The organism is Ensifer sp. KUDG1 (genome assembly GCF_050434285.1).
GTDB lineage: Bacteria > Pseudomonadota > Alphaproteobacteria > Rhizobiales > Rhizobiaceae > Ensifer.
The window spans coordinates 37,496-62,315 of record NZ_JBNDIG010000015.1 but is presented as its reverse complement, the minus strand read 5'-3'; the positions used below and the strand labels follow the sequence as shown (position 1 = coordinate 62,315).

Below are 24,820 nucleotides of genomic sequence, written 5' to 3'. Positions count from 1 at the left end.
GCATTACAATGATTTTCAGTGAAGGAGATTGGTGATGGTTTCGAATGCACTCGTTCAAACGCGAATTGATCCCGACATTCGAGATCGCGCTACGGCAGTCCTCCAAAACATGGGTCTAACAGTTTCGGATGCCGTGCGAATCCTCTTAACTCGGACGGCGAACGAAGGCTCGCTTCCACTGGAATTGGTCGGTAGCACTGAGGCTCACGATGCCTGGTTTCGCGCCAAGGTATTGCAGGCTCTTGAGGACACGCGACCCGATACTGAGGATTCCGACGCTGAAGCTCGCTTCCGCGAGCGCCGAAAGGCGGCCGCGCGTAAAGCAGGAGCGGGCGACCGATGAGGCTTGTCTGGGCGCAGTATGCGCTTGACGATCGCGACGCAATCTTCACCTACATCGAAAGTGAAAACCCAAATGCGGCGGTTCACGTCGACGAGGAAATCGCGCGCCGTTCGGCGCCTCCTAGATTTCCCCGAAAGCGGCAGGCCTGGCGCGTTGAGGGAACGCGCGAGTTGGTGATTACACGCACGCCATACATCGTGGCTTACATGCTGATGGCGGACCGGATCCGCATTCTTGGTATCTTGCACGGAGCTCAGATTTGGCCCTCCCAGTTTGGCGACCAGTAATCGCCCACCTTCTGCGGTTCGAATCTCTTCAAGGCGGCCAAGCTGTTCTTCATCCTCGGTGTGCAAAACGTCCGCTCTCGTCTTGAGGCCGTCGCCGGGATTCGCCTTTTTTAGCTCTTTAAGCAACCGGAAAAGGTAGACCGTAGCGTTCCCTGACGGTTCGCTCTTCATAGCGGGTGCGATAGACACCGCGGTCCTGTAAAATGGGCACGACCTTCTTCACGAACTCTTCGATATCGTCAGGAGCCCGGGGCGGCTGAAGCGTGTAGCCGTCGACGGTGCCGTCCGCCCAAAGGTCGATAAGCGCATCGGTGACCTGTTCTGGCGTCCCGAGCAGCAGGCGGTGGTGCCCTTCCGAGCGGCGCACAGCCTGCCTGGCCGTCAACGTCTCATGTGTCAGCAGATCGGAGAGACCAAGGCCCATGCCGACCGCCTGAATACGGTTGGGATCGGGAACGAAACGCTCGGCATCCAGAATGGCATCCGGATCGAAACCGGCGGGATCGATGCCGTTCTCCTTGACGAAGCGTGCGATGAGGCCGTCCTCCGAGCCGGTGCCGCTGAAGAGTTCGTGTTTTCTGAGCGCCTCCTCTTTAGTCTCGCCGAGGATCACCACCAGCCCGGGCACGATCTTGATGCCTTTCGCAGCGCGATCCCTGACCTTCTTGCCGAAGGCCTGGCCGGCCGGGCGGGAGAGAATGTTGCAGTAGATGATCTCGCCATGGCGGGCGGCGAGTTCTATACCGCCGTCGGAAGCCCCCGCCTGTGCAATGACCGGATGGCCCTGCGGCCGATCGATTTTGCTTTTTTGGCTTGCTGACCGGCACAACGCCTCTCCCGCCCGTTGAACCACGTGCGCTGGTACATTGCCCGGTCGCTGGCGCGGCCGGGCACGTGAGATGCGATGAAGCGTGTTTATCGATCTGAAACATCGCTATGTGGCCTATTCAGCAGGCGTGGGTGCCAGTTCTGCGCCTCTATCTGCATCGAGAATAGTGTCGATCGCAATTAGCTCCGGCATTTTCAAACCTCTCGCGCCGCCGCGGGAGACCAGGAGATAGCCGAGATAGACCGCACCGATTGCAAACATGATGGCGACATAGGACCAGGGCCTTGCGAAGGACGCGTCGCGGAAAATTGCGAGTTCGAAGGCAAGCCAGGCGATCGCAAGAACCAGCACTGGCACCTCCCAGATACCGAGCGAGAAACCCTGGCTCGGTGGCAGCTGATGGCGCTTTGCGGCGTACATCAGCACCGTCACCGCATAGATGATCGCGGGAAGCAGCGTGGCGGCCGAGAAGAGGGAAAACAGTGCGCCCGTCTGCTGCGAAAACAGGGCAAGAATGACCTGACCGATCGCAGCAACGAAGATCGTGGCGTTGACCGGCGTGTGAAGCGTCGGGCTGATCTTGTGCCACAGTTGCCAGCCGGGGAAACGCTCGTCACGCGACATGGCCCAGACAAGCCGCGTACCGCTTAACAGGATGACAAGACCGCACGAGAAGATCGATATGACGACCAGCACCAGCAGGAAATTGCCGACGATGGGGCCGAGGATGCGCGAAATGACGTCGGCGATGGGCGTTGCGGACGCTGCAACGGTGGCGGGATCACCGAGGAGGGCGGTGACAGCAATCAGGAACAGCATGCCGATGACGCCAAGGCTCAGCACCGCCTGCCACATGGCCCGCGGCACCACCCGCGCGGGCTCGTGTGTTTCCTCGGCAAGGTTGGCGGCGGACTCAAAGCCGACGATCGTGAATGCTCCGAGGAGCGTTCCCATGATCCATGGGCCGGCCTTCGTCAGTTCGCCGAAGGCATAGTAGTCGTCGCCGGTGACGCTGCCCGTACTGAAGAGATTGGCGAAATCGAGTGCGTTGTTGATGTAGCCGACAGTGAAGAGCAGAACGACGAGCCCGATCATGCCGACGAGCTGGATGGTGACCGCGATCGCATTGAAGCGCTGGGTGAACTTGGTCGAAAACGCAATCATGACGGCCTGGGCGATGATGACGAGGCTGGTAATCCACCAGGCATTGGTGGGCGTACCCTCATAGCCGAACAGTACCGGCAGCACGGTCGAGGCAATGGTGTAATCCACCGCGCAAAGGACGACGGCGAGGAAGGTGAAGCTGATCCAGCCCATGATCCAGCCGAACACCGGGTTGGTGATACGCGAAGCCCATTGGTAGACGTAGCCAGTCACGGGAATGCGGGCTGCGAGCGAACCGAGAATGAAGGCGACCATCAACTGGCCGACGACGACGACGGGCCAGGTCCAGATGCCCATCGGCCCGGACGTCGACAGCATCGCGCCATAGGCGGTGAAGATGCCGGTCGCGATCGACACGAAACCGAATGCGACGGCAAAGGACTGGAAGGCCGTGACGTCGCGCTTCAACCGGTCGTGCTGGCTCTGATGATTGGACGATGGCCCTGATGCGGGCCGCGCCTGGGTATTGCTGCTCATGATTCCCCTCCTGTTTCGAATTTAGATTTCAGGTCACGCCGGAAATTCGCTCTTCGCGTCGCTCCAGAGGCTGACGCGGCGATCTCGCTGCCGGAAGAATTCGATCTCGCGCGAGACACCGGCGCTTTCCTTCCAGCCGGGCTCGTCGATGACGATCAATTCCTCCATCGCGTCCATGAACACGGCGTCGACGGGCGCCCAGAGCGTGCCAATCGCGGCCTTGTCGAGATGGGCAAGATGTCCGTTGATCGGATGGGACATCGACACCTGGCTGAAGACGACGGCGCCGTTACGAACGATGCGAGCGGCCACCTCGTTCGAGATGTCGAAGCGTTGTTCCACGACGGCTTTGTCCGCATGCCCGTAGGGGCAAGCGAGAAAGATCTTTCGCATGTAAAACTCCGTGTGCTGTGTGGTGGGGCGGCTGTGTTTACTGCCGCCAGGCCCGGGCCCGTTCGATTGCTCGGGCAAAGCGCAGATGATCATCGGCGTCGACCGTATCATCCGGATGGAAGGTGATCGCCCGACTGCGTGCGCCGTTGACATCGACCCCGCAAAGCTCCGCAAGCCCGAGCGCCGTCAGTTCGTGCATGGGGGCGACAGTGATTGAACGCTTGCTAGCCGAGGCAAGAAACTGCGCGAAGTAGGCACTTTGGGAAAGGCCGCCGTCGATCGAGATGCTTGATCCGAGCTCGCCTACTTTTGCCGCCGCCTCGATGAGTCCGACCGTCAGCATGGCGATGCCTTCCAGCACCGCACGCACGAGATCGCGCCGATCGGTGGCATGATCCATGCCGATGAATAGCGGTGCGGCTTGTCTGTCCCAGTAGGGCGCCGCAAGGCCGGAAAGCGCGGGCACGAAGACGATCCCGCGCGCAAGCGCCGAAGGTCCTTCGAAACTGCCGAGCTCCTCCATGGCCGAGAACAGGCCGATGTTTCGTGCCCATTCGAGCGCCGAACCGGCGTCATAGACGCCGCCTTCGAGCGCGAATGTCGGCGTTTCGCCCTGGCGCTGCCAGGCGATGGTCGGCAGCAGATCGGATTCTGGTGGCCGCCCGGTGCCGGCAATCGCCAGCAGGAAGGCTCCGGTTCCGAAGGTGATTTTGCAGTCGCCGGGCTCGCGGCAGTTGTGGCCGAATAGGGCCGCTTGCTGGTCGACGATCGACACCTTGACGGGCGTACCGTCGATCGTCCCGAAGCCGGCATCGACGGGCTCGATCTCCGGCAAGCACTGGCGCGGGACACTGTGCAACGAACACATCTCCTCGCTCCAAGTACCCGTGGAAAGATCGAGCAAGCCGGTGCGCGAAGCGGTCGCAAGGTCGGTGCGGAAGGTGCCGCACAGACGATCGAGGAAGAAGGCATCCGTCGTGCCAAGCCGCAGGCGGCCGGCTTCAAGTGCAGCGTTGACGGCCGGAACGTGCTTGACGAGCCAGGCGAGCTTGCTTGCGGAAAAATAGGGATCGAGCGGCAAGCCGCAAACCGCCTTTGATCGCGCCTCGGCTGCAGGCGGCAATGCGGAAAGGTCGGTGGCCGTGCGCGCATCCTGCCAAACGATGACAGGCGAAAGTGGCTTGCCGGTCTCGCCATCCCAGGCCAGGCAGCTTTCGCCCTGGTTCGAAATCCCGATGGCATCAACGACGCCCGCGCTCGCCAGCACGGACTGGATGTTGCGCAGCAACTCTTCGGGATCGTGCTCGACCCAGCCGGGGGCGGGATGATGCTGTGCGTGGCGGCGGGTCCCGGCCACCTCCCATCCGCCTCCGTCCTCGATGACGAGACAACGGGTGGACGTCGTTCCCTGATCTATGGCGGCGACCCGCATCTATTCTTCCTCCCTGAAACGAAAATGAACTTGCCGGGCATCGGGCGCCTTCGGCGGAATAGGCACAAGTATCCGTCGTTCGGGCGACCAGGTTCCGCTCGCCTGCCAGATTTGCTGGCCATCGATCTCCAGAGAGAGCCGGCCGCGAACGCGCCTCAAGACGCGCAACTGAAATTCTCGAAAGGCCGTCGAAATGCTCGACGTCCGGCGCAGAATGTTCGGTACGACAAGTTTGATCGGCGCATCGAAGCTGACGGGAACCGGCGCGCCGGCGTCGGGCTCGCGTTGCAGATCGTCCGCGACGGCCCTGCCGATGGAGCGACCCTCGCGATAGGCCCAGCCGCCGGTTTCGACCGCGCGCAAGACGTTGCCGGCGGCGAAGTAGAGTGGATTGTGAGAGCGTCCATGCTGATCCACGGCCGGACCGGCACTGGCCCGGTCGACACCCATCGACGATTGCAGAAATAGGGCCGACTCTGGTGTGAACTGGCCGGTTAGGAGCACGCCGTCACAAGCAATCGTCTCGACCGCTCCGCCGCGGCGGATCTTCACGGCCTCGACGCGGTCACGCCCGACGATATCGACGAGGTCGGTGCCGCGATGAAAGGGGATGCCCATCATCGTCGGGAACCAGGTAAGTGGCGCACGGGCGAGCGCATGGGTACGAGGCTCGATCATCGCAACCGGCCTTGCGCCATGGGTCAGGCAGGTCAGCACTGCGGAGAGAGAGACAAGTTCGGAACCAACGATCAACGGTCGCCGGAACGGCAGCAGACCATGAAAGGCGAGATAGGATTGGAGCGTGCCCGTGGTGACGACGCCGAGCGGGCGGTCACCCGAGATCAGCCGGGCTGAACGTGGTTTTTCTCGCGCGCCGGTGGTGACGATCACGCGCTGGGCAGCAATACGTTCAGCACCATGGGCGGATGCGACAAGGACGGAGCCGTTGTCTGCCAGCTCCACCACGGAGTGACCGATCCGGATGTCGATACCAGCCTTTTCGGCCTCCAACGTGAGTTTGCGCCCGTACGCGGCGCCGAAATAAACCCTTCCGAATTCCAGCATCCCGAAGGGGGAATGGCTGCAGTGGCGAGTGGCGCCGCCGAGAGCCGGCTCGCGGTCGAGCAGCATGACGCGTTTCGCGCCTCGCCTGCGCAGCTCGATGGCTGCTGCCACGCCGGACGGCCCCCCGCCAATGACGAGAACATCGGTGTCGAAAACACTCATCGATCCGCCTCCGGACCGACCGCCAGCGGCGAGGAAAGTCGGCCCTTCGTCATCTCCGCCAGACGCGCATTGCAGTAAAATCCCTGACAGCGGCCCATGCCGGCGCGGGTACGACGGCGAAGGCCGCCAAAATCGCCGGGCGGTACGGCGCTTTCGAACGTTGCCTCGACTTCGCGGCGCGTGACGAGTTCGCAGTGACAGACGATTTCGCCGTGATCGGCGCGTTGCCAGTCGCGTTCGCGGCATTCGGCGAGATTTGGCATCGCGATCGTCGGTACAGTTTCCGGTGGCGGGTAACCCGTGGCAAAGTCGGCGTGAAGCTTCAATGCGTGCCGTGCAAGGCCAAGTGCCGAGCTCAGGCCGGTGGAGCGGATGCCGCCAAGCGTGATCGCGCGTCGGTCGGGTCGAACGAAAACGCGGTAGGCCTTTTCTTCGCTTGCAGGACGAAGCCCCGCATAGACAGCGGTAACCGGAATGCCGGCAAGGGCGGGAACGATCTCCGCTGCCCGATTGACGAGAGCTTCGAGCGTCTCGGTCTCGACAGTGGCACGCACCCTGTCTTCCTGTTCTTCCGCCGTCGGGCCGACAAGCACATTGCCGAACGCGGTCGGGCAGACGACGATGCCCTTGGTGATCTCCGTCGGCACGGGCAGGATGATGCGGGGAACATGACGGTAGGCCGCCTTGTCGAGGACGACGAACTGCCCCTTGCGCGGCTTGATGCGAAATTCGGAGCCGAGTCCGAGACGGTCGTCGACGACATCACCATAAAGTCCGGCCGTATTTATCACCGTGTCGGCAATGATTTGGCCCGCAGATGTCTCCAGTCGCCAGGTGCCATCGAAGCTGCCTGTCATCAGTTCGCAACCGCGCAGGAAGGTCGCTCCGAGCGCGACTGCCTGGGTAAGATAGGCAAGCGGGGCCGACCACGGATCAATGACATGTTCGCCAGGAACCTCCAGCGCGGCTGCGAGGCTTTCCGACAGCGACGGCATCACGCCGCGCGCCTTCACTCCGGTCATCAGCTTGATATCGGTCGTGCCGTTGTCGCGTGCCTGTCTGGCGATTGCCTCCAGCTTGTCAGCCTCGAGCGTGTTCCAGGCGCAGACAAAGGCGCCCGTCGTCACCAGCGGCAGGTTCAGGCTGTCCTTGATTTCGAGATACTCCTGCCGGCCGGCGCGAACCAGTTCCAACTCCAGGCTGCCGGGAGGTGCGTCGAAGCCGGTGTGCAGAATGGCGCTGTTGGCCTTGGACGCTCCCGACAGGATGTCGTGACCCTTTTCCAGTAGCACGACCCTTGCCCCTGCAAGCGCAAACCGACGGGCAACTGCGCAGCCGACGACGCCTGCCCCGATGACGGCGACGTCGAAAGCGCGATCGTTCGGCGGCTGGGTGGGCAAGATGCATTCTCCCGTTCGGTCAATCATTGACTGAACGGTATAAAGTAAATGCCCGAATGTAAAGCGTGTCGGCTCGGCAGGTCAGCAGCCAACCGGATTATACAGCCATCGTTTCAGCGCCGACCGTCGATCAAGGCGTGCACCAATATGACTGAACGGGCAAATATCAGTCATTGACTTGACCGAATGTCGCGTTACAACGGAAGAATATCTGGAAATCGACTGGATTTCTGCGCGAAATCGTCAGTGTAAGGAGGCGTCGTGAGGCCCGCGGATCGCCACGAAAAAATTGTGAAACTCGTCCATAAGGCGGGCGAGGTCAGCGTCGACGACCTCGCACAGACGCTTGGGGCCTCTCGCGAAACGATCCGGCGCGACCTTGCAAACCTCGATGCGATGGGGCGGCTGAAGAAGTTTCATGGCGGGGCGAGGGTGCGCTCCAACACCTCCGTCGAGCCGGCGGTGGAGGGGCCGTTTGCGTTGCGTATGGCGGAAAATCTGCCGGTGAAGCGCAAAATCGCCCATGCAGCGGCGAGCCTGCTTGCGCCGGGCGATGCGGTCTTCATCGACACTGGAACGACGACCCTGATCCTTGCCGAGGCTCTGGTGGATCTTCCGGCCCTCGTCGTCGTGACCAACTCCTGGCGTATCGCTGCCACGCTGTCGGCGAACCCCGATCACAAGATCTTCCTGATCGGAGGCTCCTACGGCGCCGATGCCGGCGAATCCCTTGGCCAGTTTGCAGTCGAGCAGATCCGCAAGTTTCGTGCCCGCCATGCCTTTCTCACCGTCGGCGCGATTGACGCGAATGCGGTCATGGATTTCGACGCGCAGGTAACCGAGGTGGCGCAGGCGATGATCGAGCGGGTCGAGTCCGTCACGGTTTTGGCGGACTCTTCGAAGTTCGACAAGCGCGGGATTTTCGAGGTGGCGCCGTTGAGCAAGATCGACAGGCTTGTCACGGATGCGGTTCCCCCGGCGGCCATCGAAGAGGCGCTAAAAGCCGCCGGTACCGAAATCGTCATCGCCTAGGCGCGCCGTCCCCGTGGGGCGCAGCGCTCCTATCCTGGCGGCCTTCGCCGCCACAATCCACTGCTTAGCTATGGCTTCGCGACAATATGCGGCTTCCGCACCCTGCTGTGGTAGGTTTGTCTCTGTGCATCCAAGGGCTCTTTGGGGCAGATGCAGGCGGCTTTCTTGGCTGGCGTAAAGCCACCTGCCTCCTTCGCGTGTACTTGGTGGATGCGAAAGCTTGAGCTGGTCTTTGCTACCGGTGTTGGTCTTCGCGGTGAATGTGGAAGCAGGAGAAATTTGACCGAACAGTCATTTCGTGTTGACCGATCGATCATGTCGTGCTTATTTGTGCATACGAATGCAAAGTGAGGAGAAGGCGATGAACGAGCAATCCGCAAAGGTTGTCGGAAAACAGGTTGCTGCCAACGAGGAGGCACCGGCGGCCAAGGGGAAAGCGGAGATGAAGCAGGGCCGGTCGCGCTTCCGTCCGCTGTCGGCCGAGCATATGCCGCGAGACTATTCGATCTCGCTCGACGCCTATCGTCGCGGTGGGACGGATGCCTTTATCGGCCGTTCCCCCGATCACTTAGTCAAGCAGCGATTGACGGGCTTCGAGCCGCAATATGTCAACATCATCGACTACATCATCCGCATTACGCACCAGATCTGGGAAGAGAAGGATATCGGCTATATCTACGACACCTATAGCCATGACTGCCTGGTCTGGGATGACCTTGCGCTGCAGGTCGGTCGTGACAAGATTGTCGCCGACACAACCTCGCTGAACAACGCCTTTCCTGACATCCGTATCGTCGCGGAGGACGTGGTCTGGGCGGGCGACGACGCGATCGGTTTTCACACGTCGCATCGTTCGCAGATCATCGGCACCAATACCGGTTTCAGCCGCTACGGTGCGCCGACCGGGCGCCGGGTGCAGTTTCTTTGCATGGCCAATTGCGTCGCGCGCGATAACGAGATCTTCTACGAACATGTCGTCTACGACACCGCAGAAGTCGTCAAGCAGCTTGGCTTCGATGTGGTCGAGACCGCCAGACGCGCTGCCTCGGCCGGCGTGAGTGCCGGCCTTCCGCGCGATTTCCTCGGCGGCGAGCCGAAGCGCACCGTTGGCCAGGGCAAGCCGGAGAAGGTGGCGATCCCGACGGAAATTCGCGACAATCCGGAGGAATTCGTCCGCGCTGCACTCCAGACGATGTGGAACCGGCGAAACCTCGGTGCGCTCGATCAGGTCTATCATCCCGGCATCGTCTCGCAGCAGACCGGCAGCCGCATTTTCCGGGGAACCGGGCAGTTGCGCTCCTTCATGCTGTCGCAGCTCGCGATGTTCCCCGATGTCCTTTACTCGGTCGATGATCTCTATTGGATGGGCAACGCCCAGGAGGGCTTTGTCGCAGCCTTCCGCTGGTCGATGACCGGTACGCATCGCGGCCTTGGTCGTTACGGTGAACCCACGGGCCGCGAGGTCAACATCTGGGGCATCACCCACTGGCTGATCGAGGGCAATCGCGTCACCAAGGAATGGACGACGTTCAACGAATTCGGCGTCCTCATTCAGGTCCTGAGATAAGGGGCTATTTCCAGAAATTTGCATACGTTTGCGAAAGCTACTTGCATACGTATGCAAATTGCCTATGCTGTCTGCAAAATGACGCCGCAGTCAAGCGGCGCGGGAGCAAATGCGGCGCCCTGTCTTGCGGGGCCCGCCAACGAAGAAAGTGGGAACATGAGAAAATCGACACTCTACGCATCCACCGCTGCGCTCATGCTGGCGAGCTTCGTCGCGGCGCCGGCCCTCGCCGAATGCGGCATTGAGAAGGGCTCCGTGCGCCTTCTGTCCAACGACTTCGAAGCCTTGCGTGTGGTCGGCGCCGAAGTGGACAAATGCGCATCGCCGACAGTGAAGGTCACGAAGAACCAGACGACCGAGCACAAAAACCTCCAGGTACCGGCACTCAAGGTCAATCCGGCGCAATATACGGTCGCCGTTATCGCCAACAATTCGATCGTTCCGTTGCTGAACGAGGGCCTGGTGCGGCCGCTGGATGATCTCGTCGCCAAATACGGGCAGGATCTCCAGCCGACCCAGCTCATCAAGCTCGACGGAAAGATCATGGCGATCGCCTTCATGGGCAATTCGCAGCATCTCTTCTTCCGCAAGGATATTCTGGAAAAGGCCGGGGTCACACAGCCGAAGACCTATGAGGATGTTCTGGCCGCGGCCAAGGCCATCAAGGAGAAGGGGCTCATGGCCTATCCGCTGGCCGCCGCCGACAAGGCCGGCTGGGATCTCGCCGCCGAGTTCGTCAACATGTATCTCGGTTATGGCGGCGAACTCTTTGCCGCCGGTACGGCCGAGCCGGCCATTAACAACGAAAAGGGTCTCGCCACCCTCAAGACCATGAAGGCGATGACCGAATATATGAACCCTGACTACATGACCTACAATGCCGACGAGGTCATCAAGGTCTACGTTGCCGGCAAGGCTGCCATCGTCAACGGCTGGGGTTCGCTTGCTGCCAGTGCGATTGACCCGAAAAAGGCGCCTGCAGAGGTTGCTGGCAATACGGTTCTTGCCGCTGCACCCGCCGTTGGCGGCGGCACGACACCTGCAGCTGCGTTGTGGTGGGACGGCTTTACCATCGCCAAGAACATTTCCGACGAGGACGCCGAGGCGTCCTTCCGGGCCATGGTCTACGGCATCCGCCCGCAGGTCGGCCAGGAGAACCCGGATCTCGCGACCTGGCTGACCAAGGGCTATCAGCCCGGCCCGGTTGCCGTCGGTGTGCTCGATACGGCCAATGGAGGTGCAAAGCCCTATCCGATGCTGCCTTACATGGGTCTGTTGCATTCTGCGCTCGGTTCGGAGCTGGCGGAATTCATGCAGGGACGGGAAAGCGCCGAGGAGGCGTTGAAAGATGTCGAGGCATCTTACGTCGCGGCTGCCAAAGAGGGCGGCTTTCTGAACTGAGCACGATGAGAGCGCCGGTGGTGCGGCGCTCTCATCGACCGGTATTCAATGTCTGTGCCTTTGGCGAGACGAACGAACATCCAATCTCAAGCAAGGAGGAGGGGGCATGCCCCACAGGGCTTTCTTTGCCTTCATCATGCCGTCGCTGTTGGCGATGCTGCTCTTCATCGCCTTGCCGATCATTTCGGTCGCGGTGCAGTCGCTCTACGTCCAGCATGAACGGGTCGTGACGGAGGTCGAGACCTGCGTGCCCTTTGGTGGCTGCACCAAGGAAATGCGGGTCGATGCGGAGGCGACGACCAAGTTGCGCCATGATGAGCCGCTCGGTCGTTTCAATGGCTTGGGGACCTATCTTGATCGCAATCACCTCGCTATCAGCGAAGTCGGTGCGATCCTGTCTGACAATGCAGGTTTTACCGACGCCGTCTCGCGCATCTACAACCTGCCATTCTATAGAGCGCTGGCCTTCACGCTGACCTACACCTTCGTGGTCACGCCGCTCGCGATGATGCTCGGCTTCTGCATTGCACTCGGCGTGAACGCTATCCCCCCATTCTACAAGGGTCCGGTCATCTTCTTCTCGCTGCTGCCCATGATCGTAACACCCCTCGTCGGGGCGCTCATCGTCTACTGGATGGCGTCTTCGCAAGGGATCCTCGGGGCGACGCTTCAGTCGATCTTCAACGATCCAACCCTGTCGCTGAAATCATCGGCCGTGCTCACCTGGATCACGCTTCTGGTCTACGGCATCTGGCACAATGCGCCGTTTTCGTTCGTCGTCTTTTACGCGGGACTTCAGACGGTGCCGCATGACACCATCGAGTCCGCCATGATCGACGGCGCCAACCGCTGGGAGAGGATCCGTTTCGTCGTCATCCCGCATCTGATGCCGCTCGCCACCTTCGTCGGGCTGGTGCAGCTCATGGACAATTTCCGCGTCTTCGAGCCCATCGTCGGGTTCAGCGCCGAGGCCAACGCGACCTCGCTCTCCTGGTCGATCTTCAACGACCTGCGCGGCCAGGTCGATCAGCTCTTCGGCTCCGCAGCCGCCACCTCGATGCTGACCATTGCCGGCGTCGTCATCCTGCTGTCGCCGGTGCTGGTACGCACCTGGCGCGAATTCAACCGTCGATGAGGGGCGTCCACGATGATTGAGACAAAACGCAGACTTCCGCTCGCGCTCACGCTCCTGTCGACCGGCTTTGTCCTGTTGTGGGTCTTCATGGCCGCCTTCCCGTTCATCTGGACTGTCTGGGGGTCGTTCAAGGTCGAGCAGGACTTCTTCTCGCGGGAAAGCTGGTGGTTTGCCATCGAGGGTACGCGCACCATCGCGCAGACCGGATCGGCTTTCACCGGTGATGGCTATTACGGCGCCTGGGTCCTTCGCGACTTCTTCTCCTCGGTCGTCAACACGATGATCGTCACGGTTTCGGTGGTCGTCGTCTCGCTGACCTTCGGCACGCTCGGCGGTTACGCGTTGGCGCGCTCCGGTCACCGCTACACCTTCTGGCTGCTCATGCTCGCGCTGGTGTTCCGCGCCATGCCGCACATCACGCTGGTTTCGGGCTACCTGCTGCCGTTCTTCCAGTTGAACATCTGGGGCTACATGCCAACCGCGATCATTGTCCTGGTCGCGATCAATCAGCCCTTCACTTTGTGGATGCTGCATTCGTTCTTCCTTTCGATCCCCAAGGATCTGGACGAAAGCGCGATGGTCGACGGCTGCTCGCGGTTCCAGGCGTTCCGAATGGTGGTCATCCCGGTGATGTGGCCAGGCGTCATCACCACCGGCCTGTTTTCGTTTTTGCTCGCCTACAACGACTTTGCCGTAACCGCGATGCTGCTGACCCAGGAAAACCAGACCATGGTGCCGAAGATCGCGAGCTTCCTCGGCACCATCCAGCAGGAGGGCAACGTCATGTTTGCCGTCGCCGCCGTCGTCTCAGCGACCGCACCGCTATTCGTGCTGGTCATGTTCTTCCAACGCCAGATCGTCAGCGGGCTTACCGCCGGCGCAGTCAAGGGATAATCGTAATGGCTGAAATCCGTCTGAAGAACGTGTCGAAGCGTTGGCACAATTTTATCGGAGTCGACAACTTCAACCTCGACATCGCAGACCAGGAGTTTCTCGTCCTGCTTGGGCCGTCCGGGTGCGGCAAGACGACGACCATGCGCATGATCGCAGGTCTCGAGGACATCAGCGAAGGCGAAATTTGGCTCGGCGACCGCATGGTCAACAGGCTGGAGCCTAAGGACCGCGATATCTCGATGGTCTTTCAGAGCTACGGCCTTTATCCCAACATGACGGTCTACGAAAACATCCGTTTTCCGCTGCGCGTGCGAAAGGTCCCGAAGGAGCTGCATCACGACAAGGTCATGCAGGCCGCGCGAATGGTAGAACTCGTCGATTTTCTCGATCGCCGACCCGCAGCGCTGTCGGGTGGCCAGCGCCAGCGCGTCGCGCTCGGCCGTGCGATCGTGCGCCAGCCCTCCGTCTTCCTGATGGACGAGCCGCTGTCCAACCTCGATGCGAAACTTCGCGTGTCGACCCGCGCCCAGATCAAGAACCTCCAGCACACGCTCAAGGTCACGACGATCTATGTGACCCACGATCAGATCGAGGCGATGACGCTCGCCGATCGCGTCGTGGTCATGAACAAGGGCGTCATTCAGCAGGTCGGAACGCCGACCGAGATCTACGACAATCCGGCCAACACTTTCGTTGCCTCCTTCATCGGTTCGCCTGCCATGAATCTTGTTTCCGGCGACATTGAAAACGGTGTCTTTCGCGGTCCGGGCATAACGATCGGCGGCCTGCAAACCAATGTGAAGGGGCCGGTAACCCTCGGGTTTCGGGCCGAAGACGCAACGCTTATTTCCGAAGGGGGTGAGCTCGGCGCTGAAATCTACTCGATGGAGCTCCTTGGCGAAGCGACCATGGCGAGCTTCAAGATTGGGGATCAGCTCGTCTCCATCAAGTCAGGCAAGGAATACCGCGCTGAAATCGGCAACGTCGTTCACGCATCGATCCCGGCTTCGATCTGTCATCTGTTCGATGCCGGCACCGGTGGCCGGATCGCCCGGACACCGGGCAACTGAAAACGCAAGATCGGCGGCGACTTTGCCTGCCAATAGGCTTTAAGGGAAGGAACACCATGACCGTCACCTATCTCAAGCGCGGCAAGCCCGAGGCGGCGCGATCCGAAGACGATGCGAAGGTCCGGGCGATCGTCGAAACCACGCTGAAGGATATCGAGACACGCGGCGATGCGGCGGTGCGCGAGCTTTCGGAGAAGTTCGACAAGTTCTCGCCACCGTCCTTCAGGCTTAGCCAGTCCGAGATCGACGCCGCGATATCGAAGGTGTCGGCACGCGATATGGCCGACATCGATTTTGCCCAGACTCAGATCCGCCGCTTTGCCGAAGCGCAACGCGCATCGATGACCGATATAGAGATCGAGACCATTCCCGGCGTCGTTCTCGGGCACAAGAATATCCCGGTCCAATCCGTCGGCTGCTATGTGCCGGGCGGCAAGTTTCCGATGGTCGCCTCCGCCCACATGTCGGTGCTGACGGCGTCTGTCGCCGGCGTGCCGCGCATCGTCGCGTCGGCGCCGCCGCAAAAGGGTGAGCCGCATCCGGCGATCGTCGCCGCCATGCACAAGGCGGGTGCCCACGAGATCTATGTGCTCGGCGGCATGCAGGCCGTCGGTGCGATGGCGCTCGGCACCGAAACGATCAAGCCGGTCGACATGCTGGTCGGGCCAGGCAACGCCTTCGTCGCAGAAGCCAAGCGCCAACTTTACGGTCGCGTCGGGATTGATCTGTTTGCCGGTCCGACCGAGACGATGGTGATCGCTGATGAGACGGTTGACGCCGAAATGTGTGCGACAGACCTGATCGGCCAGGCGGAGCACGGCTACAATTCGCCGGCCGTTCTGGTCACCAACTCGCACAGGCTCGCAAATGAAACGCTCGCCGAGATCGATCGTCTGCTGGCGATCATCCCGACCACCGAAACCGCCACGGCCTCCTGGCGCGACTACGGCGAGGTCATTGTCTGCGACACCTATGAGGAAATGCTGGATGTCGCCAATGACATCGCCTCCGAGCATGTCCAGGTCATGACCGACCGCGACGACTGGTTCCTGGACAACATGCACTCCTACGGCGCCCTGTTCCTTGGCCCGCGCACCAATGTGGCCAATGGCGACAAGGTAATCGGCACGAACCATACGCTCCCGACGAAGAAGGCAGGTCGCTACACTGGAGGGCTCTGGGTCGGCAAGTTTCTGAAGACCCATTCCTATCAAAAGGTGTTGACCGACAAGGCTGCGGCCGAGATCGGCGCCTATTGCTCGCGTCTGTGCCTTCTGGAGGGTTTCGTCGGTCATGCAGAGCAGGCCAATGTCCGGGTGCGGCGCTATGGCGGGCTAAACGTTCCCTATGGCGAGGCGGCCGAGTGATGGCCCTTCCGCGCACGCCCTCCTTCCGCCTTGACGGCAAGCGCGCACTGGTCGCGGGCGCCTCCTCGGGCATCGGCTTCGGCTGTGCCGTTGCATTGGCGGAAGCGGGCGCGCATGTGGTGCTTTCGGCGCGCTCTGCAGAAAAGCTTGCAGAAGCGGTGGACGCGATTTGCGCCGAGGGTTTGTCTGCCGAGGCGATGGTCCTCGATGTCGCCGATGTTGCTGCGACAGAGGTTGCGTTGTCTTGCCGGGAACCGTTCCAGATCCTGGTCAATAGCGCCGGCCTCGCCCGACACGCACCCGCCCTCGACACGACCCTTGAGGATTTCGACGCCGTCTTTGCCCTCAACGTGCGCGGCGCCTATTTCCTCACCCGCGCGGTCGCCAATGGCCTGATCAAATCGGGGCAGCCCGGCTCGCTCATCAACCTTTCGTCCCAGATGGCCCATGTGGGCGGGGTCGACCGTGCGGTCTACAGCGCCACGAAACATGCGGTAGAAGGGTTTACCAAGTCGATGGCGATCGAATGGGGACCAAAAGGCATCCGTGTCAACACGATCTGCCCGACCTTCATCCGTACGCCTTTGACCGAGCAGACGTTCTCGCAACCAGAGCGGGTCCAGTGGATAACGGAGAAAATCAAGCTTGGTCGTATCGGTCGCGTGGAAGACATTATGGCCGCCGTCGCCTATCTTGCCGGCGATGCCTCGGCGATGGTGACGGGAACCGCGCTGATGGTTGACGGGGGTTGGACGGCGGACTGATGGCAAACGAGAAGATCACTTCGAACGATGTTGCGCGCCTTGCAGGCGTGAGCCAATCGGCGGTCTCGCGCTACTTTACGCCGGGGACGTCGGTCTCCAAGAAGACGGCGGAGAAGATCCGTGAAGCCGCCGAACAGCTTGGTTACCGGCCGAACGTGCTTGCCCGCTCGCTGATCACCGGGCGCAGTCGCATCATCGGGCTCGTCGTTGCCTATCTCGAAAACTACTTCTATCCGGAAGTGGTAGAGCGTCTTTCGAAGTCGTTGCAGGACCAGGGTTACCATGTGCTGGTCTTCATCTCGTCGATCGCGTCGGAGAATGTCGACCAGATCACGCAAGAGATCCTCGACTACCAGGTGGATGGCATCGTGCTTGCTTCGGCAAACATGTCGTCGGAACTTGCAGCACGCTGCCATGCCTCGGGCGTACCGATCGTTCTCTTCAACCGCCTCCAGGACGACATGCGGCTTTCCGCGGTTACTTCCGACAACCGCGCCGGGGGACGCCAACTCGCCGAACTGCTCGTGTCGCTCGGTCACAGGCGGTGCGGCTACATCGCCGGCTTCGAGGGTGCATCTACCCAACGCGACCGCGAGCAGGGTTTTCGCGATGGGCTGGAGGCCGCAGGCCTGACGCTGTTTGCCCGTGAGGTCGGCAACTTTCGGTATGACGAGGCGCAGGATGCCGCTAGGCGCATGTTCGGCAAGCCGGATCGCCCCGACGCCGTCTTCGTTTGCAACGACCACATGGCTTTTGCGGTCATGGACGTGCTGCGCTTCGAACTCAACCTGCGCATCCCGGATGACGTCTCGGTTGTCGGTTTCGACGACGTGCCGCCCGCACGCTGGCCTTCCTACAATCTGACGACGATTCGCCAGAACGTCGACGACATGGTCGCCGAGACGGTCGCCACGCTCATGCACAGTATCAGGCAAGGAGAGGGGGCCGCGCGTCGCATTATCCTCGACGGTGCCCTCGTTCAGCGGGGATCAACCCGCAAAGCAGCTCCGACAGAAGAGACACGCTAGCCACGACGACGTTCCCATCGGGAGCGGCGAAGCCATAACCGCAATTCATTTTGCATACGTATGAAAGGCACGAAAATGCAGATCTCTCAGACGGAAATGGAAAAAAGGATCGTTCGCTACGGCGATCTAAAACCCTGCAGGACGGCGTTCATCGACGCCCACACGCCGGGCTCGAACCAAAAGGAAAATTTCACGATCATCGGAGGCGGCGTTTCCGAAAGTGCAGACCAGCACGTCCACATCAAGGATACGCCTGGCTTTAACATCGGTGCTGCCGGCCAGCCGCCGAAGTGCCGCAACTCGCTGCACTCGCACCGCACCGCCGAGGTCTTCTTCGTGCTCAAGGGCCGGTGGCGCTTCTTCTGGGGCCGGCATGGCAAGGCCGGCGAGGTTGTTCTCGAAGAGGGTGACATCTTCAACATACCGACCGGCATCTTCCGTGGCTTCGAGAACATCGGCACGGACTATGGAATGATCATGGCAATCCTCGGCGGCGACGATGCCGGGGGCGGCGTGATCTGGGCACCGCAGGTCATCGAGGACGCGAGGGAACACGGTCTCGTTCTCGGCGAAAACGGCAAGCTTTACGACGGCAAGAAGGGCCAGTCGCTGCCTGCGGGCATCAAGCCGATGCCGCTCTTGACGGACGAGGAGCTGAAAGCCTTTCCGGAAACGCCGGTGACCGAGGTCGTGCGCGACTACGTCGCCCGTTACTGGGACCTGATGGCGCTGGCGCAGAAGGCGCCGGCAAAAGTGATCGGCGAAAAAGCGTTGCTTCGTGACAAGCCGGGCTTCGAGGTCGAGCTTCTGACCCGAGGATCCGTTGGCGAAGAAGCCTATGTCAACGAGCGCCATGAAGTCCTGATGGTGATGCGCGGGCACTGGAAGCTCGCTTGGGACGGTGGCGAGGCCGTGCTCGCGCCGGGCGATACCTGCGCCGTACCGCCGGGCCTGAAGCACAGCCTGGTGCCTTCGATGACCGGAGAGGCCAGCCTCTACCGTGTCGTCTCCACCGGCGAAAAGGCCGGTCTCACCTGGCGCAATTGACGCCGCCACGCGCGGCGGCAAAGGCGCCGCCGCCTCCACTTTGATTGAGCGAGGTCGCTGACGCTATGCCGTTGAGACCTGCCGCTTCGGAGGACAAGATTTGAACGACGCACTGCTCGCCCTGTTGCTGAAGGTCGATACACCCACTGTCTGCAACGCCATCGAGGTGGCGCAGGGCAAGCGCGGTTTCGACGCCTTTACCCGTGGCACCGTGATCGCTTCCGCGCCGTCGGCGCCACCATTGGTCGGCTATGCGCGTACGGCAAAGATTGCCGCGGCGGTGCCGTCGACCGAGGATCCTGACGTGATCAGGACGCGGCGCCGCGATTATTATCGCCATATGGCGGGTGGAGGCTCGCCCGCGATCGCCGTGATTGAGGATCTGGATTTCCCCCACTGCGTGGGGGCCTTCTGGGGCGAAATCAACGCGACCGTGCATCGCGGGCTCGGTCTCAAGGGCGTCTTGACCAACGGTGTCATGCGCGATCTTGGTGATGTTCCGGCGGACTTTCCGATGATTGCGGGCTCGGTCGGCCCAAGCCACGCCTTCGTGCATGTCGAGGCGATCGACGTTCCCGTCACGATCTTCGGCATGCCCGTGATGCCGGGCGACCTTGTGCACGCGGATCGTCATGGCGCAGTCGTCGTACCGCCTGAGGTGATCCCCGTGCTGGCCGCTTCGATAGCGAAGCTGCAAACAACCGAGCGGTTGATCCTGGAGCCTGCTCGACAGGAGGGGTTCGATCTTGCCAAATTTGAAGAAGCCTGGGCGTTGTTCGAGGCTGCGCGTACCTGACTGGAGCACGCCATGGCCGATCCCAAGATTACGCCTATGCCTGAGAAGGTCCGGGCACGAGCACGTGCCTGTGGCATCGAGGTGGCTATCGAGCGGGAGGACGCGATCGTCGTAGGCGCGCAGTATCTTGCCGATGCCGCTCGCCGTCTCGACACCATCGCGGCAAACAACGACGACCTGGCGGAGCCCAAGCGGTCATGAGCGGGCATCTGGCCGACCTGTCCATTCAGGAGGCTGCCGCGCGACTTCGCGACGGCAGCCTTTCCTCCCTTGACCTGACGCGGGCCCATCTCGAGCGGATTGCCGAGCGGGATCAAGCCTACCATGCCTTTGTGTATGTCGATATCGATGGCGCGCTGGCAGAGGCCGCGCGCGCAGACGACGCGCTCCGGCGCGGCGATGATTTCGGGCCACTTCACGGTATTCCGGTTGCGGTCAAGGATCTCGTCGACACCGCTCGGATGCCGACGGCCTATGGTTCGGATGTTCATGCGGGCCATAGGCCGAGTGAGGACGCAGACGTGGTCCTTCGCTTGAAGGCCGCCGGAGCGGTGCTGATCGGCAAGCTTGAAACCTATGAGTTCGCCATGGTCGGGCCGGTGTTCGACCGTTCGTTTCCTCCCGCCGCCAACCCCTGGAACGTCAATTGTGCGACCGGAGGTTCGTCCTCGGGTTCTGCAGCGGCGGTGGCGGGTGGGCTGGTGCGAACGACCATCGGATCGGATACGGGCGGGTCCGTGCGTAGCCCCGCATCCTATTGCGGCGCCATCGGACTAAAGCCAAGTTTTGCAAGCATCTCCACACGCGGCGTCTTCCCGCTGTCGCCCAGTCTGGATCACGTGGGCGTCATCAGTGCATCCGTGGCCGAAGCGGCAATCACCCACGACATAATTGCCGACGCGGCCTCTGGAAAAGCAAGGCCGGCCGCTGCCTCCAGGCTCGGACAATCTTTGCTCGGTTTGCGCATCGGTTACGCGCGCGAGTGGTTTGCGCATGACGCGGCAACCCTGCCGGCGGTACTTGAAGCCGTCGATGCGGCCGCTTCCGTGCTCTCGCTTCTCGGAGCCAGGATCGAAGAGGTGGCATTGCCGCAGGCGGCTGATTTCGAGGCCGTAGGCGCCGTGATCATCCATGCCGAGGCATTTAAGGGGCATCGCCAACAGCTCAAGGCTTCGGGCGAGCGCTATAGCCGCAAGGTCTTTCAGAATATCGTCTCGGGCCTTTGCCTGACCCCTGACGATCTCGTTCGCGCACGTGAGGCGGCCCTGCGCCTGCGCTCAACACTCGATCGCACGGTGTTCTCCCAGTTCGATGCGATCCTGACCGCAACGACCCTGACGCCGGCGATACCCTTTGCTGATTTTGCCGGCGAGGCAGCGCGGTGGACACCCATGCGTACGATTGCTTTCAACGTCACCGGCCACCCGGCGCTTTCTGTTCCGTGCGGATTTTCAGGTGGCCTGCCGCTCGGCCTGCAACTCGTCGGGAGAGCGGGGGACGAGGCGACCCTTTGCCAGATTGGCCACGCTTACGAGCTGGCCAGCGATTTTGCCGCTTCCAAGCCGCCACGGCCATGAAGGAGAAAATGGCTGCCCGGCGACGGGCAGCCACGAAAGTCAGGCCGAAATCACTTGCAGTCGGTCGAGGCGAAGCTGTGCGGCGCGACGATGGCCCTCGAGGCTCTCGCTCGCGCTTTGGCGTGCGGCGGGCGGGGCCACGGCCTGCACACCACGCTCATCCAGCCACTGATGTGTGGCGACCTTGACGTAGGCGCCGACCCAGAGCCCGCCGGTGTAGCGCCCCGCGCCCATCGTTGGCAGGGTATGGTTGGTGCCGCAGCACTTGTCGGAGTAGACGACGCTCGCCAGTTCGCCGATGAAGAGCGAACCGTAGTTGCGCAGCTTCTTTGCCATGTCCTGCGGATCGGTCGTGTGAACCTGCAGATGCTCGGCAGCGATATGATCCGAATAGGCGATCATGGCCGCCTCGTCGCTGCAGACGACGATTTCGCCGTAATCGCGCCAGGCCTGCCCGGCAACGCCGGCCGTTGAAAGATCCTGCAATTGACGCTCGACTTCCTTGAGGGTCGCCTCGGCAAGCGCCCGGTCGGTCGTGATTAGGCCGACACGCGTCCGCACGTCGTGTTCCGCCTGTGCGAGCAGATCGGTGGCAATCATCACCGCATCGCCGCTCTTGTCGGCAACGATGAAGATCTCGGACGGTCCCGCAAGCTGGTCGATGCCGACCGGGCCGAAGACCTGACGCTTGGCCTCGTTGACGAAGGCGTTGCCGGGACCGACGATCTTGTTCACCGCCGGAACGGTCTGCGTGCCATAGGCCATGGCGGCGATCGCCTGGGCACCGCCGATGCGGAAGATACGGTCAGCGCCCGAAAGGTGGCAGCCTGCGATCATCGCCTTGTGGGCATTCGGCGGGAGGCAGGCAATCACCTCGTCGCAACCGGCAACCTTGGCCGGCACGATCGTCATGATCGGGGCCGAGAGAAGCGGGTAGCGTCCGCCGGGGACATAGCAACCCACCCGCTCGATCGGGATCACCCGATGGCCAAGGTGCAAACCCGGGCGCAGTTCGATTTCCAAAGGTAAGATGGTGGCAAGCTGGGCCTCGGCGAAATTGCGCACGTTTTCGATGGCGAATTCGGTGTCGGCGCGCGTCTGCGGATCGAGTTCTGTCAGTGCCGCCTGTCGCTCCTGCGGGGTTACCTCAAACACGTCGAGGTCGGCCGAGTCGAATTTCTTGGAATAGTCCTGCACGGCGGCATCGCCGCGTTTACGCACATCCGCGATGATTTGTGCGACCAGTCCTTCCACGGACGCACTGTCGCCGATTGAATCCCGTTCCGGTGCTTTGACATACTGGACGCCCTGCATCGGTGCCTTGATGGTCATGGCCTGTGTCTCCAATGAGCTGTTTTCTGTCTTCGATCATCGGCTTTGGGCGCAGTTTCCCCATCGCCGGAATCGGAGGATTCCGCCGCCAAAAGACGCCACGAGGCGTTCGAATGATCGAGCACAATTGCTATTGCATACGTATTCAAAATCTGCCAGTCTTTTTTCCAGAGCGGCTCCACAATCTCCTTTCTCGCTGTTTTTAATTGCTGAGGAGGCTCATGGAACCGACGTGACGCAGCTTTCGCACGAAGCAAAAAAGGACGGCTCCCCCCGATGACGAATGATCCGCGCGTGCCGCTCCTATTGTTGCCCGGTACGGCCTGCGACGAGAGGGTCTTTGCGCCGCTTGTCGAGAGGCTCAGTGGCTACCCCGTTCTGATCGGCGAGATGAGTGGCGCACGGACCATGCCGGAACTCGCCGAGGCTGTGCTTGGAACTGCGCCGCGGTTTTTTCACTTGGCCGGTTTTTCGCTCGGCGGCATCTGCGCCCTGGAAATGGTGGCCCAGCAGCCTTCGCGCATTGCAACGCTCATGCTCATCGATACGACGGCTCGTACTGACCCTCCGGCCAATGCGGTCGTACGCCACAGGGCCGTGGAACAGGCGCGTAAGCGGGGTATGGAAAGCTATATCCAAGATGCGTGGCCGCGGCTGGTGGCGCCCACGAATGTCGAGAATTCGACATTGCGGGAAACGATCGTCTCGATGGCGCGGAGTTGCGGTGTCGAACGCCTCCACGCCCAAACGGAGGTTGCGATAAACAGGTATGATAGCCGACCGCGACTTGCGGCCATCACGCAGTCTACACTGGTGCTGGCCGGCGCTTGCGAACAGGTTTGTCCGCTCGAGGCACAGCAGGAGGTCGCTGACGGCATCCCTGATGCCGAGCTTCATCTCATAGAGGGTGCCGGCCACTTCGCACCGCTTGAAAATCCCGATGCTGTCGCGGGCCATGTCGCGCGCTGGCTGGCAGCCCATCCGGGTGCCCAATCTTAAACCTCATCAGATCGAATGGAAGGAAACGTCATGAGCGAGGACGACACCAAGGCGGCCAAGGCTGCGGTGCAAAACCAACGCAAGGAGCCGGTGGAGCAGGTGCTGCAGGTGGAGCGTCGCGACTACACAGAGCTTGCCCCGGTCGGCCGCGCACGCGGCCAGTCGCTGGAGGGTTTTGACGAGATCTACACCGACATCGTCGACTACATCGTTCGTTGCACTCACCGGATCTGGGACGAGCGCGATATCGGCCTGATCTATACGCACTACACCCACAACTGCGTGCTCTACGGAACGCTCGGCACGATCTACAATCGTGAGGATGTGGTGCGCGACACGATCCAGCGGCTTGTTTCGCTGCCGGAGCGAAGAGGTATGGCGACGCAGGTGCTCTGGCGCGGTAACGACGTCGACGGCTTCTACACTTCGCACTTGGTCACGGGTTCGGGTCGTCACACGCAATACGGACATTATGGTGCCCCTACCGGGCGGACCTTCGTTTCGCGCACGATTGCCGACTGCATGATCCATCGCAACAAGATCTACCGCGAATGGGTGGTGGCAGATACGATGGCGATCATCAAGCAGCTCGGCCTCGACCCGCACGCTTTTGCCGAAAAGCTGGCGAAGACGTCGTTCGACAAGGGACTGCTGTCGCTCGACATCGGCGAGAACCGCCGTTTGCTCGGCCAGTATCCGCCGGAAGCCGAGGCAGATGTCTCGATCGCCCATAACGATATCGAAGCGCACACGTTGCGCTGGCTTCATGAGATGTTCAACGGTCGAATGTTCGGCCGGATCAAGGATGTCTACGCCCCGACCTGCCAGTATCACGGCCCGCTGATGAAAGAGCTATACGGCGTTGCCGCGGTGACTCACCAGCATCTCGGCCTGATCGGCTCTATCCCGGATGCTTCTTTCACGGCGCAGCATATCTGCTCCAATCTATGCGAAGAAGGCGGCGTCAAAGTTGCCGTTCGATGGCTGATGGAAGGCCACCATCTCGGTTATGGTATCCTGCAGGAACTTGGCGAACCGACCGGCGCCCGCTTGCAGGTCATGGGGATGACACACTACCACTACAAGGACGGCAAGATTGTCGACGAGTGGAACGTGTATGACGAACTATCGCTGATGGTACAGGTCAAGCTTGCAGAGCTCGCCCGGCGTTCGGCTGCTGACGAGTAACACGAGAGTTTGGTTGAGCCGGCGCCAAGTTCATCCATGTTTTCTCAAACGTTCTGATCAAGGTCACCGAT

24 protein-coding genes are annotated in these 24,820 nt (G+C 61.4%); 17 read left to right on the top strand and 7 right to left on the bottom strand.

The window, feature by feature from the left end:
- The first annotated feature begins 34 nt into the window (after positions 1–34).
- Together M2267_RS28300 and M2267_RS28295 are read left to right on the top strand one after the other, a co-directional pair.
- Complete coding sequence (locus M2267_RS28300) at positions 35–343, top strand: type II toxin-antitoxin system RelB/DinJ family antitoxin (protein ID WP_429119219.1); 309 nt, start codon at positions 35–37, stop codon at positions 341–343.
- A complete protein-coding gene (locus tag M2267_RS28295) occupies positions 340–630 on the top strand; it encodes a type II toxin-antitoxin system RelE/ParE family toxin (protein ID WP_429119217.1) in 291 nt (96 codons plus the stop codon). The genes M2267_RS28300 and M2267_RS28295 overlap by 4 nt, the downstream gene beginning before the upstream one ends.
- Before the next feature lie 118 nt (positions 631–748).
- Here M2267_RS28295 and M2267_RS28290 read toward each other — a convergent pair whose 3' ends face one another.
- From M2267_RS28290 to M2267_RS28265, 6 genes are all read right to left on the bottom strand, one after another.
- A complete protein-coding gene (locus tag M2267_RS28290) occupies positions 749–1,459 on the bottom strand; it encodes an LLM class flavin-dependent oxidoreductase (protein ID WP_429119288.1) in 711 nt (236 codons plus the stop codon).
- Between the two features lie 114 nt (positions 1,460–1,573).
- The gene (locus M2267_RS28285; protein ID WP_429119215.1) at positions 1,574–3,100 is read right to left on the bottom strand and encodes an amino acid permease; all 1,527 of its coding nucleotides are present in this window, start codon (positions 3,098–3,100) and stop codon (positions 1,574–1,576) included.
- 33 nt (positions 3,101–3,133) lie between these two features.
- Positions 3,134–3,493, bottom strand: a complete 360-nt coding sequence (locus tag M2267_RS28280) for a DUF1937 family protein (RefSeq protein ID WP_429119213.1) — start codon at positions 3,491–3,493, stop codon at positions 3,134–3,136.
- A gap of 37 nt (positions 3,494–3,530) precedes the next feature.
- Positions 3,531–4,925: an FGGY family carbohydrate kinase gene (locus M2267_RS28275; protein WP_429119212.1), complete on the bottom strand. Its 1,395-nt coding sequence runs from the start codon at positions 4,923–4,925 to the stop codon at positions 3,531–3,533.
- Positions 4,926–6,152: an NAD(P)/FAD-dependent oxidoreductase gene (locus M2267_RS28270; protein ID WP_429119210.1), complete on the bottom strand. Its 1,227-nt coding sequence runs from the start codon at positions 6,150–6,152 to the stop codon at positions 4,926–4,928.
- Positions 6,149–7,552, bottom strand: a complete 1,404-nt coding sequence (locus tag M2267_RS28265; RefSeq protein WP_429119208.1) for an NAD(P)/FAD-dependent oxidoreductase — start codon at positions 7,550–7,552, stop codon at positions 6,149–6,151. The genes M2267_RS28270 and M2267_RS28265 overlap by 4 nt, the downstream gene beginning before the upstream one ends.
- Before the next feature lie 261 nt (positions 7,553–7,813).
- Between M2267_RS28265 and M2267_RS28260 the strand changes: the two genes are divergently transcribed.
- The 13 genes from M2267_RS28260 to M2267_RS28200 all read left to right on the top strand — a co-directional run bounded on the left by M2267_RS28260 (position 7,814) and on the right by M2267_RS28200 (position 21,230).
- Positions 7,814–8,584, top strand: a complete 771-nt coding sequence (locus M2267_RS28260) for a DeoR/GlpR family DNA-binding transcription regulator (RefSeq protein ID WP_429119207.1) — start codon at positions 7,814–7,816, stop codon at positions 8,582–8,584.
- A gap of 361 nt (positions 8,585–8,945) precedes the next feature.
- A complete protein-coding gene (locus tag M2267_RS28255) occupies positions 8,946–10,151 on the top strand; it encodes an ester cyclase (protein ID WP_429119206.1) in 1,206 nt (401 codons plus the stop codon).
- A 156-nt stretch (positions 10,152–10,307) separates the two neighbouring features.
- Complete coding sequence (locus M2267_RS28250; protein ID WP_429119205.1) at positions 10,308–11,552, top strand: ABC transporter substrate-binding protein; 1,245 nt, start codon at positions 10,308–10,310, stop codon at positions 11,550–11,552.
- Between the two features lie 106 nt (positions 11,553–11,658).
- Positions 11,659–12,687, top strand: a complete 1,029-nt coding sequence (locus tag M2267_RS28245) for a carbohydrate ABC transporter permease (protein WP_429119204.1) — start codon at positions 11,659–11,661, stop codon at positions 12,685–12,687.
- 12 nt (positions 12,688–12,699) lie between these two features.
- On the top strand, positions 12,700–13,581 hold the full coding sequence (locus M2267_RS28240; protein ID WP_060582048.1) for a carbohydrate ABC transporter permease: 882 nt from the start codon (positions 12,700–12,702) through the stop codon (positions 13,579–13,581).
- A 5-nt stretch (positions 13,582–13,586) separates the two neighbouring features.
- Complete coding sequence (locus M2267_RS28235; protein WP_429119203.1) at positions 13,587–14,651, top strand: ABC transporter ATP-binding protein; 1,065 nt, start codon at positions 13,587–13,589, stop codon at positions 14,649–14,651.
- A 56-nt stretch (positions 14,652–14,707) separates the two neighbouring features.
- Positions 14,708–16,018: a histidinol dehydrogenase gene (gene hisD / locus M2267_RS28230; RefSeq protein WP_429119202.1), complete on the top strand. Its 1,311-nt coding sequence runs from the start codon at positions 14,708–14,710 to the stop codon at positions 16,016–16,018.
- Entirely contained in the window at positions 16,018–16,782 is a 765-nt protein-coding gene (locus tag M2267_RS28225) for an SDR family NAD(P)-dependent oxidoreductase (RefSeq protein WP_429119201.1), read from the top strand. Before hisD (M2267_RS28230) ends, M2267_RS28225 begins: the two co-directional genes overlap by 1 nt.
- A complete protein-coding gene (locus tag M2267_RS28220; RefSeq protein WP_429119200.1) occupies positions 16,782–17,810 on the top strand; it encodes a LacI family DNA-binding transcriptional regulator in 1,029 nt (342 codons plus the stop codon). The genes M2267_RS28225 and M2267_RS28220 overlap by 1 nt, the downstream gene beginning before the upstream one ends.
- 75 nt (positions 17,811–17,885) lie before the next feature.
- A complete protein-coding gene (locus tag M2267_RS28215; protein WP_429119198.1) occupies positions 17,886–18,857 on the top strand; it encodes a cupin domain-containing protein in 972 nt (323 codons plus the stop codon).
- Positions 18,858–18,957: 100 nt separating this feature from the next.
- The gene (locus M2267_RS28210; protein WP_429119196.1) at positions 18,958–19,653 is read left to right on the top strand and encodes an RraA family protein; all 696 of its coding nucleotides are present in this window, start codon (positions 18,958–18,960) and stop codon (positions 19,651–19,653) included.
- Between the two features lie 12 nt (positions 19,654–19,665).
- On the top strand, positions 19,666–19,854 hold the full coding sequence (locus M2267_RS28205; protein ID WP_429119195.1) for a hypothetical protein: 189 nt from the start codon (positions 19,666–19,668) through the stop codon (positions 19,852–19,854).
- A complete protein-coding gene (locus M2267_RS28200; RefSeq protein WP_429119194.1) occupies positions 19,851–21,230 on the top strand; it encodes an amidase in 1,380 nt (459 codons plus the stop codon). Before M2267_RS28205 ends, M2267_RS28200 begins: the two co-directional genes overlap by 4 nt.
- Positions 21,231–21,269: 39 nt before the next feature.
- On the opposite strand, the gene hisD (M2267_RS28195) is transcribed toward M2267_RS28200, so the two are convergent.
- On the bottom strand, positions 21,270–22,562 hold the full coding sequence (gene hisD, locus M2267_RS28195; RefSeq protein ID WP_429119192.1) for a histidinol dehydrogenase: 1,293 nt from the start codon (positions 22,560–22,562) through the stop codon (positions 21,270–21,272).
- Positions 22,563–22,838: 276 nt separating this feature from the next.
- Between hisD (M2267_RS28195) and M2267_RS28190 the strand changes: the two genes are divergently transcribed.
- A complete protein-coding gene (locus M2267_RS28190) occupies positions 22,839–23,561 on the top strand; it encodes an alpha/beta fold hydrolase (protein ID WP_429119191.1) in 723 nt (240 codons plus the stop codon).
- A gap of 30 nt (positions 23,562–23,591) precedes the next feature.
- Positions 23,592–24,749 carry an ester cyclase gene (locus M2267_RS28185; protein ID WP_429119190.1) on the top strand — a complete coding sequence of 386 codons (1,158 nt, stop codon included), beginning with the start codon at positions 23,592–23,594 and terminating at the stop codon, positions 24,747–24,749.
- Positions 24,750–24,820 lie beyond the last annotated feature (71 nt).

Bases quoted from the DNA above. Each gene is read 5' to 3' on its own strand.
- M2267_RS28300 (WP_429119219.1), top strand. From the start codon at position 35: ATGGTTTCGAATGCACTCGTTCAAACGCGAATTGATCCCGACATTCGA.
- M2267_RS28295 (WP_429119217.1), top strand. From the start codon at position 340: ATGAGGCTTGTCTGGGCGCAGTATGCGCTTGACGATCGCGACGCAATC.
- M2267_RS28285 (WP_429119215.1), bottom strand. From the start codon at position 3,100: ATGAGCAGCAATACCCAGGCGCGGCCCGCATCAGGGCCATCGTCCAAT.
- M2267_RS28280 (WP_429119213.1), bottom strand. From the start codon at position 3,493: ATGCGAAAGATCTTTCTCGCTTGCCCCTACGGGCATGCGGACAAAGCC.
- M2267_RS28275 (WP_429119212.1), bottom strand. From the start codon at position 4,925: ATGCGGGTCGCCGCCATAGATCAGGGAACGACGTCCACCCGTTGTCTC.
- M2267_RS28270 (WP_429119210.1), bottom strand. From the start codon at position 6,152: ATGAGTGTTTTCGACACCGATGTTCTCGTCATTGGCGGGGGGCCGTCC.
- M2267_RS28255 (WP_429119206.1), top strand. From the start codon at position 8,946: ATGAACGAGCAATCCGCAAAGGTTGTCGGAAAACAGGTTGCTGCCAAC.
- M2267_RS28250 (WP_429119205.1), top strand. From the start codon at position 10,308: ATGAGAAAATCGACACTCTACGCATCCACCGCTGCGCTCATGCTGGCG.
- M2267_RS28245 (WP_429119204.1), top strand. From the start codon at position 11,659: ATGCCCCACAGGGCTTTCTTTGCCTTCATCATGCCGTCGCTGTTGGCG.
- M2267_RS28240 (WP_060582048.1), top strand. From the start codon at position 12,700: ATGATTGAGACAAAACGCAGACTTCCGCTCGCGCTCACGCTCCTGTCG.
- M2267_RS28235 (WP_429119203.1), top strand. From the start codon at position 13,587: ATGGCTGAAATCCGTCTGAAGAACGTGTCGAAGCGTTGGCACAATTTT.
- hisD (WP_429119202.1), top strand. From the start codon at position 14,708: ATGACCGTCACCTATCTCAAGCGCGGCAAGCCCGAGGCGGCGCGATCC.
- M2267_RS28225 (WP_429119201.1), top strand. From the start codon at position 16,018: ATGGCCCTTCCGCGCACGCCCTCCTTCCGCCTTGACGGCAAGCGCGCA.
- M2267_RS28220 (WP_429119200.1), top strand. From the start codon at position 16,782: ATGGCAAACGAGAAGATCACTTCGAACGATGTTGCGCGCCTTGCAGGC.
- M2267_RS28215 (WP_429119198.1), top strand. From the start codon at position 17,886: ATGCAGATCTCTCAGACGGAAATGGAAAAAAGGATCGTTCGCTACGGC.
- M2267_RS28205 (WP_429119195.1), top strand. From the start codon at position 19,666: ATGGCCGATCCCAAGATTACGCCTATGCCTGAGAAGGTCCGGGCACGA.
- M2267_RS28200 (WP_429119194.1), top strand. From the start codon at position 19,851: ATGAGCGGGCATCTGGCCGACCTGTCCATTCAGGAGGCTGCCGCGCGA.
- hisD (WP_429119192.1), bottom strand. From the start codon at position 22,562: ATGACCATCAAGGCACCGATGCAGGGCGTCCAGTATGTCAAAGCACCG.
- M2267_RS28190 (WP_429119191.1), top strand. From the start codon at position 22,839: ATGACGAATGATCCGCGCGTGCCGCTCCTATTGTTGCCCGGTACGGCC.
- M2267_RS28185 (WP_429119190.1), top strand. From the start codon at position 23,592: ATGAGCGAGGACGACACCAAGGCGGCCAAGGCTGCGGTGCAAAACCAA.